15 protein-coding genes are annotated in these 12,734 nt (G+C 26.5%); 3 read left to right on the forward strand and 12 right to left on the reverse strand.

Features of this window, described 5'->3' with window-relative positions; genetic code table 11:
* Window positions 1–159: 159 nt before the first annotated feature.
* Window positions 160–1,545 (forward strand): C40 family peptidase, encoded by a 1,386-nt coding sequence (locus I2A66_RS11780; RefSeq protein ID WP_195251714.1) that lies wholly within the window; start codon window positions 160–162, stop codon window positions 1,543–1,545.
* A 46-nt stretch (window positions 1,546–1,591) separates the two neighbouring features.
* Here I2A66_RS11780 and I2A66_RS11785 read toward each other — a convergent pair whose 3' ends face one another.
* The 9 genes from I2A66_RS11785 to I2A66_RS11825 all read right to left on the reverse strand — a co-directional run bounded on the left by I2A66_RS11785 (window position 1,592) and on the right by I2A66_RS11825 (window position 9,177).
* Window positions 1,592–2,596, reverse strand: a complete 1,005-nt coding sequence (locus I2A66_RS11785; protein WP_147515685.1) for a nucleoid-associated protein — start codon at window positions 2,594–2,596, stop codon at window positions 1,592–1,594.
* A 12-nt stretch (window positions 2,597–2,608) separates the two neighbouring features.
* Window positions 2,609–3,511: an RluA family pseudouridine synthase gene (locus tag I2A66_RS11790; RefSeq protein ID WP_122640210.1), complete on the reverse strand. Its 903-nt coding sequence runs from the start codon at window positions 3,509–3,511 to the stop codon at window positions 2,609–2,611.
* Between the two features lie 135 nt (window positions 3,512–3,646).
* Window positions 3,647–4,807 (reverse strand): MFS transporter, encoded by a 1,161-nt coding sequence (locus I2A66_RS11795; protein WP_122640209.1) that lies wholly within the window; start codon window positions 4,805–4,807, stop codon window positions 3,647–3,649.
* 130 nt (window positions 4,808–4,937) lie between these two features.
* Complete coding sequence (locus I2A66_RS11800; protein ID WP_122640208.1) at window positions 4,938–5,372, reverse strand: helix-turn-helix domain-containing protein; 435 nt, start codon at window positions 5,370–5,372, stop codon at window positions 4,938–4,940.
* Window positions 5,373–5,483: 111 nt separating this feature from the next.
* The gene (locus I2A66_RS11805) at window positions 5,484–6,728 is read right to left on the reverse strand and encodes an ABC-2 transporter permease (RefSeq protein WP_195251715.1); all 1,245 of its coding nucleotides are present in this window, start codon (window positions 6,726–6,728) and stop codon (window positions 5,484–5,486) included.
* 1 nt (window position 6,729) lies between these two features.
* Window positions 6,730–7,299 carry a hypothetical protein gene (locus I2A66_RS11810; protein ID WP_122640205.1) on the reverse strand — a complete coding sequence of 190 codons (570 nt, stop codon included), beginning with the start codon at window positions 7,297–7,299 and terminating at the stop codon, window positions 6,730–6,732.
* The gene (locus I2A66_RS11815; protein ID WP_147515683.1) at window positions 7,283–7,927 is read right to left on the reverse strand and encodes an ABC-2 transporter permease; all 645 of its coding nucleotides are present in this window, start codon (window positions 7,925–7,927) and stop codon (window positions 7,283–7,285) included. Before I2A66_RS11815 ends, I2A66_RS11810 begins: the two co-directional genes overlap by 17 nt.
* 19 nt (window positions 7,928–7,946) lie before the next feature.
* A complete protein-coding gene (locus I2A66_RS11820) occupies window positions 7,947–8,801 on the reverse strand; it encodes an ABC transporter ATP-binding protein (protein ID WP_122640203.1) in 855 nt (284 codons plus the stop codon).
* Between the two features lie 4 nt (window positions 8,802–8,805).
* Window positions 8,806–9,177 (reverse strand): GntR family transcriptional regulator, encoded by a 372-nt coding sequence (locus I2A66_RS11825; protein ID WP_147515682.1) that lies wholly within the window; start codon window positions 9,175–9,177, stop codon window positions 8,806–8,808.
* 168 nt (window positions 9,178–9,345) lie between these two features.
* On the opposite strand from I2A66_RS11825, the gene I2A66_RS11830 reads away from it, so the two are divergent.
* Together I2A66_RS11830 and yfcE are read left to right on the forward strand one after the other, a co-directional pair.
* Entirely contained in the window at window positions 9,346–10,146 is an 801-nt protein-coding gene (locus tag I2A66_RS11830) for an NAD(+)/NADH kinase (RefSeq protein ID WP_122640201.1), read from the forward strand.
* 20 nt (window positions 10,147–10,166) lie between these two features.
* Entirely contained in the window at window positions 10,167–10,727 is a 561-nt protein-coding gene (yfcE, locus tag I2A66_RS11835) for a phosphodiesterase (protein ID WP_122640200.1), read from the forward strand.
* A gap of 64 nt (window positions 10,728–10,791) precedes the next feature.
* Here the strand turns inward: yfcE and I2A66_RS11840 are convergent, their stop codons facing one another.
* The 3 genes from I2A66_RS11840 to I2A66_RS17510 all read right to left on the reverse strand — a co-directional run bounded on the left by I2A66_RS11840 (window position 10,792) and on the right by I2A66_RS17510 (window position 12,624).
* Window positions 10,792–11,733: a S8 family peptidase gene (locus tag I2A66_RS11840; RefSeq protein ID WP_195251716.1), complete on the reverse strand. Its 942-nt coding sequence runs from the start codon at window positions 11,731–11,733 to the stop codon at window positions 10,792–10,794.
* A gap of 282 nt (window positions 11,734–12,015) precedes the next feature.
* Window positions 12,016–12,210: a hypothetical protein gene (locus tag I2A66_RS17505; RefSeq protein WP_306666833.1), complete on the reverse strand. Its 195-nt coding sequence runs from the start codon at window positions 12,208–12,210 to the stop codon at window positions 12,016–12,018.
* An 18-nt stretch (window positions 12,211–12,228) separates the two neighbouring features.
* On the reverse strand, window positions 12,229–12,624 hold the full coding sequence (locus tag I2A66_RS17510; RefSeq protein WP_306666834.1) for an aldo/keto reductase: 396 nt from the start codon (window positions 12,622–12,624) through the stop codon (window positions 12,229–12,231).
* Between the last annotated feature and the right edge of the window lie 110 nt (window positions 12,625–12,734).

The following is a 12,734-nucleotide window of genomic DNA, read 5'->3' on the forward strand; positions in this document are numbered from 1 at the left end:
TACTGTATCTAAGTGCTTGTATTTCAACACGATAATTTCAATATTTTTCCATGTTGTTTTTTCATTATATTTACATAAATGTTTAATTAATGTTATATTTATATTGTAAATTACATTTTTAACCATTTATTTAGGTAATTTTATATGGGAGGATATTAAATGATAAAAAAGAATTTAATAATGTCTATGGCAGTTACGTCTGCAGTTTTAGCTATAAATTCAACTGAGGCTAATGCTTCTGACATGGGCATTATAAATACATCTGTTTTAAATGTTAGAAGTGGCGCTGGTACTAACTACTCTATAATAGGAAAATTATATAAGGGAAATAGTGTTGAAATTATAAGTAGTTCTAATGGGTGGTATAAAGTTAAGCTTTCTAATGGTTCTACTGGTTGGGTTAGTTCTCAATACGTTGATAAAAATAATAATTCTGTTGCGGGTAAAATAGGTACTGTTAATACTTCTTCTTTAAATGTTAGAAGTGGTGCTGGTACTAACTATTCTATTATTGGTAGTTTATCTCAAGGTAGTACAGTTGAAATTATAAGTAGTTCTAATGGGTGGTATAAAGTTAAGCTTTCTAATGGTTCTAATGGTTGGGTTAGCTCTCAATACATTGATCTTAATTCGTCATCTTCAAATAATTCAACTAACACTCCATCAGAAGATACTTCTGTTGCGGGTAAAATAGGTACTGTTAATACTTCTTCTTTAAATGTTAGAAGTGGTGCTGGTACTAACTATTCTATTATTGGTAGTTTATCTAAAGGTAGTACAGTTGAAATTATAAGTAGTTCTAGTGGGTGGTATAAAGTTAAGCTTTCTAATGGTTCTAATGGTTGGGTTAGCTCTCAATACATTGATCTTAATTCGTCATCTTCAAATAATTCAACTAACACTCCATCAGAAGATACTTCTGTTGCGGGTAAAATAGGTACTGTTAATACTTCTTCTTTAAATGTTAGAAGTGGTGCTGGTACTAACTATTCTATTATTGGTAGTTTATCTAAAGGTAGTACAGTTGAAATTATAAGTAGTTCTAATGGGTGGTATAAAGTTAAGCTTTCTAATGGTTCTAATGGTTGGGTTAGCTCTCAATACATTGATCTTAATTCGTCATCTTCAAATAATTCAACTAACACTCCATCAGAAGATACTTCTACATCAAATAAAATTGATGCAGTTATTAATTTAGCTAAACAACAAATAGGTAAACCTTATGTTTGGGGAGCTACTGGACCTAACTCATTTGATTGTTCTGGATTAACTAGCTATGTTTACAAAAATGCAGCAAATATATCTTTACCAAGAACATCTAGTGATCAATCTAAAGTTGGAACTACTATTAGCAAATCAAATTTACAACCTGGAGATTTAATATTTTCAAGTACTAATGGTACAGGTAATGTTAGCCATGTTGGAATTTATATAGGAAATAACGAAATGATACATGCTCCTAAACCAGGAGAAAATGTTCAAATAACTAAAATAAATAATACATATTGGAATAATGTTTACTTACATGCAAAAAGGGTCTTATAAAAAAATAATGGCATACATCAATATTTTGATATATGCCATTATTTTTTTATTTTTCTTCATAAAAGTTTACATTTTTTATTACTATATCTATAGTACCATTCTCATTTTGTCTTACACTATATTTCATAGGATCTTCAAAATCAGATAAATTTCCTTTTATATCAAATCCATTATCGGTTCTTATACTTCTCTTTTTAAGCTTCTTCTCTACCCATTTCTTATCTATATTAAAGCTTTCTTCTAAGCCTTTTTCATCCATGTGCTCTTTAAAACTTTCTTTTAATTCTTCATCTTTTATATTATTCTCAATAAAATCTTTAACATTAACTTCTTGCTTTTCTTTTAAAGTATAATTAAGTACGCTTCTTACATCTTCAGCTTTCTTTATATCATTGCTTAACGCATTTGTTATCCAATTTTCAGCTGTATTTTTAAATACTTTAGTTTTATACTTATCATCATCTATCTTCGAAGCACCTAAGAATTCAGATACAAACTTAGACTCACTACCTTCTTTTTCTGCATCCTTATCTAATACTCTTAATTGATATTCATCATTTATACCACTAGTTCCAACTATTGCAGCCTGCTTTTGTCTACCAGTTTCCGGTATTCCAATTTCATTACTTACCATTTGAATATTAAATTTATCATCTAGTAATTCTATTGAGTGAGTATAAAGTCTCTTATAATCTAATTTAACTATACCTACATATTTTTCATCTTTTACAGTATATAAACATATTGCTAAATCACAAGAATCTATCTCTGCATTAATTTTCATAACATCAAAAAGGTATGCTGCTATTTCTTTTGAATTTTGTAAAAATGTATTTTCATCATATATAATTTGCTCACAACAGTTTTTTATTAAATTATCATTATAGTTTTTGAATACAGCTTTTCTTAAATCATCATCTTTAGCAACTCTATTCATAACTTTTTGGAAAAATTTATCTACTTCTGGACTAACTCTTCCCTCATAGTCATTTAATATTGGAGCTTCATTATCTTTATCTAATACGTGTATTATAAACTTATGTATTATCATACTCTCTCACCTCTATTTTAATTTTTCTATTAATTTTTTCATATCATCTGGAATATCTGCTTTAAAGTTTAATATTTCCTTAGTTCTTGGTTGCATAAATTTTAAGCTATATGCATGTAGTGCTTGTCTATTTATTAAAGCTTCATCTACATATCCATATAACTCATCCCCTATTATTCCATGACCAATAAAATTCATATGAACTCTTATTTGATGAGTTCTACCAGTTTCTAATTTTACCTCTAAAACAGTAGCATCATTCAATCTTTCTAGTACTTTATAATGAGTTACAGAATCTTGTCCTCTTTCATCCACAACTCTTTTTATACTATCTTCAGTAGGTCTATATATAGGTTGGTTTATTGTTCCTTCATCAGATTCGACAATTCCCTTAACCACTGTTATGTACGTTTTTTCAACCTTATCATCACTCATATCTTTGGATAAAACATGATGTGCATATGCATTTTTAGCAACTATAACAAGTCCTGATGTATTCATATCCAATCTATTTACAAATCTTACCTTTGCCTTTTCTTTCTTTTTTATTATATAGTCAGTTACTCCGTTTGCAATAGTTTTATCAAAATGGCTTTTTGTGGGATGAACTACCATAAATGGTGGTTTATTTACCATTATTATATCAAAATCATCATATATGATGCTTAAATTTAAATCTTGTGGTTCAAAATTAGCCATATCCTCATCTATTTGAACTTCTATTAAATCACCTTTTAATACTTTTTCACTAGGCTTTTTAAATGTCCCATTTACTAAAACAGTTTTTTCTCTTTTCATCTTTGATAAAGACCTCACTGAAAAGTTTAGTTTATCTAATAATATTTCCTTTAAAGTTAAATCTTCATCACTAGTGTATGATATAAGATTATATTTTTGTGCTTCTTTTCTAAACAAATTTACACCTACTCTCAAGTTTTATAACATTATATATTTTACACTATTTTATGATATTAGATAATATGTTTTAAAATTTATTTACATAATAAATAAAGTATACTTAAAAATTTCTAAGTATACTTTATTTTAATATTAATCCTCTATGTTAAATTTGACTCTTAAACATATCATAAATGCAATTAGACAAGATAATCCACCCATTACAAATGGTAATTTATTACCATAATCAAATATAAACCCCGATATCAATGAACCTGTAACCATACCTAAAGCTTTAAATGAACCTTGAATTCCCATAACCTCTCCATGGTTATCCTTAGCCATCTTAGAAACCATGCTTTGCTGTATAGGTGTAACAAGTGCACTTGATGCTATAAATATAGATAAAAATACTAATACTATATACCCATTCATCAAGGTAAATAAAATTATAGATACTCCAGCTACAAATAAAGATGTTATAAGAATTTTTACATCTTTAAAATATTTACTTAAAAGTGGATTTATAAATATATTCATAATTAGTGCAATTATACCTGCGATTGCCATAACAATTCCATTAACTGTTGTCGGAACACTTGCAACATCTTCTAAAAAATAATTTATACTAGAACTATAAGATGTTGTTGTTATGGTGATTAAAGCCATAACTACCATCATAACTCCTATTGGTGATTTTAAGTCTATTAAGTTTTTATTTAATTTTAGATGACCTAGGTAAACCTTATAATTATAATTTTTTTCACATATAGTCTCTTTAATCCATAACCATATCAATAGTGATAATATTATAGATAGTAAAAATTGCACAAAAAATGCATTTTTATATCCATAAATGCCTATAAACCCTCCAACTAAAGCACCTAAAGAACCTCCTATAGAGCTTGCTGCTGCATTATATGAAAGATACTTTATTCTATCTTCTTTACTAGATACATCTGTTATATATGCTGTAGAAACTGTTATGTACCCTACTGATAATCCTCCTGCTAAAATTCTAAATACGAGTATTATCCATTCATTTGTAGAAAAACCAAATCCTAATTGGCTTATACCATATCCAATTAGTCCCATTATAAGTATTTTCTTTCTTCCTTTATTATCTGATATAGATCCCCAAATAGGTGCCATAACAAACTGAGCTATAGCCATAGTTGAATAAAATATGCCAAAGGTGTATGTTGGAAGACCTAATACATTTATAAGTGTAGGTGTAACCGGATGAGCAATATTAAATATACCCATAGCTAAAAAATTAAAAGTTAATATTTTTATAATTCCTTTGTTGTCCATGTCTTCTCCTTTACTTTTAATTAATTTATTTTTAATATACCCTAAAGGCTTATTATATACATTCCTTAAATATAAAAATAGTGTAGTCTATTAAAATTAAATATAATTTCATAAACTACACTATTTCTCTCTAGTTTTTAATTCCACTATTAAAGTTTTTTCTTAGCGCCTCTATTATAAATCCTATTCCTAATCCTACAAAACCTAACATTGACCACATATAGTTACCCGTTATAGTCCCTAATATTGTTCCTATTATACTACCTCCAATAACTAAATCAACAGATAAATCATCTTGTTCTATATCATCTTTATTGTGTTTTTTTAATTGTTCTGATTTAACATCATGTATTTTATCTTCACTTAGACTATCGCCTATTATTAATTCATCTAATGTTGTTTTAAATATATTTCTAAGTAATATAAGATTTTCTATATCCGGATATGTCTTACCTGACTCCCATTTAGATATAGCCTGGCGAGATATATTTAGTTTCTCAGCTAGTTGTTCTTGAGATAAATTATTTTCTTTTCTAAGTTTTTTTAAATTTTCTCCTAAATTCAATATACTCAACTCTTTTCAATAAAAATTATATATCGTATAAAGGTTTTTATCTATAATTTAATAGTTGCTTTTTTGTAAACCCATAGTTGCATATGTTGCTATTGCCTCATTTTACTCTGTATAAGAATTTATATACTCAATATTATAACTTCCTCCAGTAGAACTAATAGTCATAAGTATATTTATTATTGGTATATTTACAATAAATTTAGCCTTATAATCTATATTAACATTGTTAAAATCAAAAGAACTCTCCTCGAATTTAAGTCCTTTAGGTTTTAAGAAACTTATATATTCATCTTTAAAAGGGTCAATTCCATCTTTCATTAAGTTGTTACTTTTTAAGTCTTGTTCATAGTAATCTAAACTAATAATTGGAGCAAAGGAAAGACTTCCATCTTCATATTCTATATCTTTTCCAAAGTTTAAAGTAATGTCATCTAGTATACATATATACCTGCTGTTGTTTGAAATTTTTATTTTAATAAGAGTTCCTTCTGCTGTGTCTTTATATCCATCAAGCTCCATTTCAATGTCTACAAAATTTTCAATATCATAATCATCAATGTGCACTATATTCTCATATATATTATTATTTATAAATATATAACCTTCAAATATAACAACTAATATTAAAGCTGTAATAAAGAACTTTTTAAAATCTATAATTCTTTTTCCTTTAACAATTCTTATTGATATATACATTGATAACACGAAAAGCAAGCTAGCTATAAATGCTAAGGTATATAAATTTATATATTTTATATTAAGTTCATATGTAATATATTCAAATATACTTTTAAATGGTCCTGAAAATTCATAATATACAATACTTCCATTAATATCATTATGAATTTTATCTGAAATTAAAGTTAACAATATAAATAATATAAATCCTAGCATTAAAGAAATAATCCATATATAATTTTTAGTTTTTTTATACTCAAATTTAAAAATTATAGGAAGTATTATTGATATAATAAATAGATAAATAATGTTGGAGATTAAAATATCATTTAATACAGGTCCCCTATAAAGTATTCCTCCCAATACCCATGTTATTACAGAATTTAATATACTCGTCACAATAATCAAAATAAAACTAAGCAAATATTTAGAGTAAACTATATTTTCTTTACTAACTCCCATACTTAAAATAAAATTACCCGCTTCATTTTCATTGTCATTTTTAAAAGAATTTATTAATATCAAATAACTTATAATTATATTTACCGAAAAATATGATAAGGGGTTTAAAATAGTATACATAAATATTAGTATAAACAAATATTCTAAATATGCTTTTTTATTTGATATGATAGTAGTCATTATATCTTTTTTTATTAAATTAAACATCTTATTCCCCCTTTAGATTTTTGTAAAAATCTTTATCCAATCTTTGAATGGAATCATATTGTTCTTCTAAACCAACTGTTGTATATGCATCATCAAGTAATGGAAGCTCTTTTATAAAACTACCTTTATATTCAAATGCTGTAGATTCTAAATCAATAAATCTTTCATCAATACTCATACCTTTAGGAAATAAGAATTCTATATAACTTTCACCTTTTGGTTCTATACCTTTCCATCTAATATCATCATTTATTCCATATTCAATTCTGTTTATTCTAAAAGCTTCTCTAGAATTTATAGCATTTCCATTTTCTGATCTATTGCATGACCAAATTACAAGACTTGCATCCTCTAGCCTATATGTATAATTACTACTATTTTTTACTTTTAATCTTAAAACTGTTCCATTGTCTGTTTTTTTATACTTATCTAATTGCAAATATGTATACATAGGATTAGTTATTTTATAATCTTCAATACCAACCCTTTTATTAAATATTAACTTATTAATTCCTATAAAAAGTAAAATTGATACTATTATACATATACTTACTTTAGTAAACTTCTTCATAACTTTTACCTCCTTTATTATTTTTAACAATAATTAAAGATAAAGTCATTGATACTATAAAAATACCTATCGATATAAAACTTAAATTATATAAATCGAAAAAATTATTTACATTATTTGATGCCGTATCTACAATCAAATTTAAAAATTTACCGACTTTTAACAATATTATTAAAAATAAAAAGATACATATTACATTAACTATCCTTTTATTTTTAAATTTAAAATGTAGCGGCAATATAAGTGATACAGTAAGTAAATATAAAATTAAGCATATAAGTACATCATTGAAAACTGGTCCTCTATATATCTTACCTGAAAGTATTTCAAATAGAGTATTATTTATAACTGTACTTATAAAAATAAATATCAAGCTTAATATATATCTTGAATAAACTATATTCTCCTTATTTATAGGCATGCTCATAATAAATCTACTAGAATCATTTTCTTGATCATAGGAAAATGTACTTATTAAAGTTACATAGCTTAAAAAAATACTAGATAAATAATATGAAATCGGATTTAATATTGTATATATTAAAAGTACGGTTAATACATATCTAATTAAAAATAACTTATCTGATTTTATTAAAACTAAAATATCTTTTCTTATTAAATCAAACATTTTATCTCCTCTTTCTAAGTTACACTTTTTTAGTATAGTAATACATAAAATCTTCTATGTTTGGGACTTTTATATTATCTACATCTACATATTTAAGTATTTCTTTATAATCTTCATCATTATCTACTCTTACTAAAGCTTCACTATAGTATTTTTGATGATTTATATTTACAACTTTTTCTATTTTACATAAATCTTCTCTACTTGCTCTTAACACTCTATATTCATCTTGTAAACATTCCTTATCTTTACTAAGCACAATTTCTCCATTATCTATAAAAGTAATATAGTCTGCTACTTTATCTAATTCTTCAGTATTATGAGTACAAATAAGAACACTAGTATCTTCTGCCTCTATAAATTCTTGAATATATGTAAGTACTTCTTTTCTAACAACTGGATCTAGACCAGAAGTTGGTTCATCTAAAATTAATAATTTTGCATTATGACTTAATGCATTAGCTAACATTAATTTTGCACTTTGCCCTTTTGATAAATTTTTTATCTTTACTTTAGGATTAATATTAAATTTTTTTAAATAATTATCAAACTTAACCTGATTAAATTCTTTATATAAATATTTCGATATATTTCTAAAATCTTTTACACTAAGCTCTGGGTAAAAATTTAACCTATCATATACAAAACCAACTTTATTTTTTATATCTTCTGGATATTCATCCATTCTCTTATCAAATATACTTACTTCTCCACTATCATATTCTATAAGCCCCATTATAATTTTAATTAAAGTTGTTTTCCCTGATCCATTAGGACCAACCAAGCCCATTATATATCCCTTAGGTAATTCTAAGTTTATATTACTTAATTTAAATCCACCTAAATTTTTATTTAAATTTTTAATTTTAATCATAAATTCACCCCTCATATATGCAATTAAATATTTCTATTATATCTTCTCTTGAAACATCTATAATCTTTGAAATTTCAATAATTTCTTCTATTTTAAGTTCTATTTCTTTCATTTTTTCTTCATATATAATATCTTTACTAAAACCTGCTACAAAAGTTCCTTTACCAGGAACTATATCTATAAACCCTTGCTTTTGTAATTCTTCATAAGCTCTTTTTGTTGTAATTACACTTATATTTAAATCTTTTGCTAAAGCCCTTATAGATGGAAGTAAATATCCTGATTTTAATTCATTAGATATTATAGCTTCTTTTATTTGATTTACAATTTGTCCATAAATTGTAGTATCTGATGAATTACTAATTATAATTTTCATAACCTATCCTTTCTCAATAACTTCTTAAAGAGCACCTACTGTATATATACAATATATACTGTATATACGTAAGTGTCAATAATTTACTTTACAATTTATGTTAATTTATTATCTTTCCTATTAAATCTACAAGTTATGTTATAATACAAAGTATAAAGAGGTGGAAAGATGAAAAGAATTATAACTATAAACTCAAATCAAGTACATAAATCTATTGAGACTAGAGATTTATTAAAAGAAAAACTTATTAAGGCTGGATTTAATGTATACTATGATTTTCATCCTGACACAGAACTTATTATATCAATAGGCGGTGATGGTTCTTTCTTAAAAACAGTTCACGACTTTGATTTTCCTGAAGTTCCTATTGTCGGAATAAATACTGGTCATCTTGGCTTCTTCCCTGAAATATCGCCAGAAAATATAGATAAATTCATCAAGGATTATCTACATATGGATTATATTATTGAGGAAGTACCCGTTATTCAGGCTAGTGTATGTACTAATAAAAGTTGCTGTGATGTTTTCGCTATTAACGAAGTAGTTGTAAAAGGTGATAAATCAAGAACTATACATCTTAATCTAAAAGTTAATGATAGACATATACAAAATTTTAGTGGTGATGGAATGATAGTATCTACACCTACAGGTTCTACTGCTTATAACTATGCAGCTGGTGGAAGCATAGTTGATACTAGCATAGAGTTAATGCAATTAACTCCACTTTATCCAATCAACACTAATGCATATAGATGTTTTACATCAAGTATTATATTTTCAATTGACTCTATAATAAAAATTGCACCTGAATATAGATTTGAAGATTCTATATTAATTGTAGTTGATGGAGTAGAACATAGATTTAATCAAATTTCAGATATACAAGTTTTTGCATCTGATATAAAAATCAGATTACTTAGAATGTCTAATTATGAATTTTGGAGTAGAGTATCTGAAAAATTCTTATAATATACATAGGAGGGTTTATAATGAAAATTGGTATAATGAGTGATACTCATGGAAGTTTATATTATTTTGAAAAAGCTGTAAAAGCATTATCTGATTGTGATATTCTTTTACATGGTGGTGATATACTTTATCATGGACCTAGAAATGATTTACCTAAAGACTACAATCCTAAGGGAGTTATTGAAAAATTAAATAATTTAGATAACATCCTTCTAACTAAGGGTAACTGTGAAGCTGATGTAGATCAAATGGTTATTAATCATCCTATCCAAAGTCCTTATGTGATGAGTCAATTTGGAGAAATAAGAATTCTATTAACTCATGGTTATTTAGATTCTAAAGAAGAAACTATAAAAAAAGCTAAAAACATGGGGGCTGATATACTAATTCTAGGACATACTCATGTTAAAGAGTTATTCTTTGATGAATCTTTAATGGTGTTAAACCCTGGAAGCACATCTATCCCTAAAGACGGAACTCATTCAGTTGCTACAATTGAAATAATTAACTCTAATGAAGATGAATTAGAGTTAGATTTCAATTTTATAGATTTAAACACAGGAAATATTATAGAGCTATAAATTTATATTTATATGAAAAATGGCAATAGTGTAGCTACACCATTGCCACTTATTTTATTTAAGCCTATATTTTTCTAGTAACTATATATGGATTTAAATACACATATCCATTTCCTTGCATACTTCTCGGGTAATTGATACTTACTGTCATCTTTATTAGTTGAGCATATAGCTCTGGTTCACTAAGTTTTCTTCCAAATTCATTTGTTGACCATTCAATTATTAATGCCAAACTTCCAGAAACATATGGTGCAGCCATGCTAGTTCCACTTAGAGTTGCATATGATTGGTTTTTGTATGTTGATAATATACTTACACCTGGTGCTAATACATCTAATTCCTTGTTAGAATCACTGAAATATGCAGGGACTTTATTCATATCTATAGCTCCTACTTCTATTACTTCTTCATATGCACCAGGATAATCCAATTCATCGGTTAGTGCAGAATTATCACCACTATTACCTGCTGCACACACTACCAATATATTATTATTAATCGCATTAATAATTGCTTGATGTAATTGAGGTACATCATTGGGTCCACCTAATGACATAGATATGATATCTACTTTTTTAGATACTGCATAATCTATAGCATCTATTATCCATGAGTACTGACCTACACCGCCTTTTGCTAAAGCCTTTAAAATCATTAACTTCGCACTTGGTGCTACACCAACTACTCCATTTTTTGAGTTATTAGCTGCTATTATCCCTGAAACATGAGTTCCATGACCATCATAATCGGTATATATATCTGGATTTCCACCATCATCAGTAGTAAAATTTCTTCCTTCAACTATTCTATCTTTTAAATCTGGATGATCTTTATCACATCCAGTATCTATTACCGCTATGATTACATTTTTTCCTGTATATCCTTTACTCCACATATTAGTAGCATTAACTAAATTTATACCATATGATATAGAGTACCCTAAACTTTTAACTTCATTTTCTTTATTAAAGTTAATAAGATTTATAAGTTTACCTATTTCTGTCATACAATCATTCCTTTTTAACCTTTATATATTAGTAAGCACTAATATACTATATAAATATGACAAAATATTACATATTGATACATTTCTATATTCAATAAGCAACCTATTATTAACATTTAATAATAGTATGTGTAAGCTATGATACCAATTATATCTCTTTAAAATATTCTATACTATATCTAGATAAACTTTCCTATTATGAGCTGGAAATTCTTTATCCATAATATCTAACTCTTCTTTAGTTAATATAATATTTTTAACTTTAGAATTTTTAAGTGCATGCTACGGATTACCAGTTCTTGGAATTGCAATTATTTGATTCTTTTGTAATACAAAACAAAGAAGTAATTCAATAATGCTTAATCCATGACTATTTGCAATCTCTTTAAGCATAGGATTACTATTTATGTTCTTTCTAAGCCTTCCTGCTTGAGCCATTGGACAATATGCCATTATTGGTATATTTCGTTCCATCATCCAAGGGTATAAACTATACTATATACCTCTAGACCCTAAATGATATAATACTTGATTTATCGCACAATTATTTCCATTTAGTATGTTCATAAGTTCTATCATATCATCTAAATCAAAATTTGATACTCCCCAACGTTTTATCTTTCCTTTCGATACTAACTCTTCCATACACTCCACAGTTTCACTTAAAGGTACATTTCCTCTCCAATGTAGTAAATATAAATCTAAATAATCTACATTCATTCTTTTTAAAGTTTCTTCACAACTTTTAAAAATTCTATTTTTTCCTGAATTATGAGGATATACTTTAGATACTAAAAATAATTTTTCTCTATCATATCCTTTTATTGCTTTACCAACCAATTCTTCTGCTAATCCTTCTCCATACATCTCTGCAGTATCTATTAAAGTCATTCCATTTTCAATGCCTATTCTTATACTCTCTATTTCATCTTTTTCTTTTATTTTCTCCTAAGTACCAAGTACCTTGTCCTAACTTTGGAATTAATAATCCATCTGATAAG

It is taken from the genome of Romboutsia sp. 1001713B170207_170306_H8, from assembly GCF_015550495.1.
Taxonomy (GTDB): Bacteria; Bacillota; Clostridia; order Peptostreptococcales; family Peptostreptococcaceae; genus Romboutsia_E.

Bases quoted from the DNA above. Each gene is read 5' to 3' on its own strand.
- I2A66_RS11780 (WP_195251714.1), top strand. From the start codon at position 160: ATGATAAAAAAGAATTTAATAATGTCTATGGCAGTTACGTCTGCAGTT.
- I2A66_RS11785 (WP_147515685.1), bottom strand. From the start codon at position 2,596: ATGATAATACATAAGTTTATAATACACGTATTAGATAAAGATAATGAA.
- I2A66_RS11795 (WP_122640209.1), bottom strand. From the start codon at position 4,807: ATGGACAACAAAGGAATTATAAAAATATTAACTTTTAATTTTTTAGCT.
- I2A66_RS11805 (WP_195251715.1), bottom strand. From the start codon at position 6,728: ATGTTTAATTTAATAAAAAAAGATATAATGACTACTATCATATCAAAT.
- I2A66_RS11810 (WP_122640205.1), bottom strand. From the start codon at position 7,299: ATGAAGAAGTTTACTAAAGTAAGTATATGTATAATAGTATCAATTTTA.
- I2A66_RS11815 (WP_147515683.1), bottom strand. From the start codon at position 7,927: ATGTTTGATTTAATAAGAAAAGATATTTTAGTTTTAATAAAATCAGAT.
- I2A66_RS11820 (WP_122640203.1), bottom strand. From the start codon at position 8,801: ATGATTAAAATTAAAAATTTAAATAAAAATTTAGGTGGATTTAAATTA.
- I2A66_RS11825 (WP_147515682.1), bottom strand. From the start codon at position 9,177: ATGAAAATTATAATTAGTAATTCATCAGATACTACAATTTATGGACAA.
- I2A66_RS11830 (WP_122640201.1), top strand. From the start codon at position 9,346: ATGAAAAGAATTATAACTATAAACTCAAATCAAGTACATAAATCTATT.
- yfcE (WP_122640200.1), top strand. From the start codon at position 10,167: ATGAAAATTGGTATAATGAGTGATACTCATGGAAGTTTATATTATTTT.
- I2A66_RS11840 (WP_195251716.1), bottom strand. From the start codon at position 11,733: ATGACAGAAATAGGTAAACTTATAAATCTTATTAACTTTAATAAAGAA.
- I2A66_RS17505 (WP_306666833.1), bottom strand. From the start codon at position 12,210: ATGATGGAACGAAATATACCAATAATGGCATATTGTCCAATGGCTCAA.
- I2A66_RS17510 (WP_306666834.1), bottom strand. From the start codon at position 12,624: ATGACTTTAATAGATACTGCAGAGATGTATGGAGAAGGATTAGCAGAA.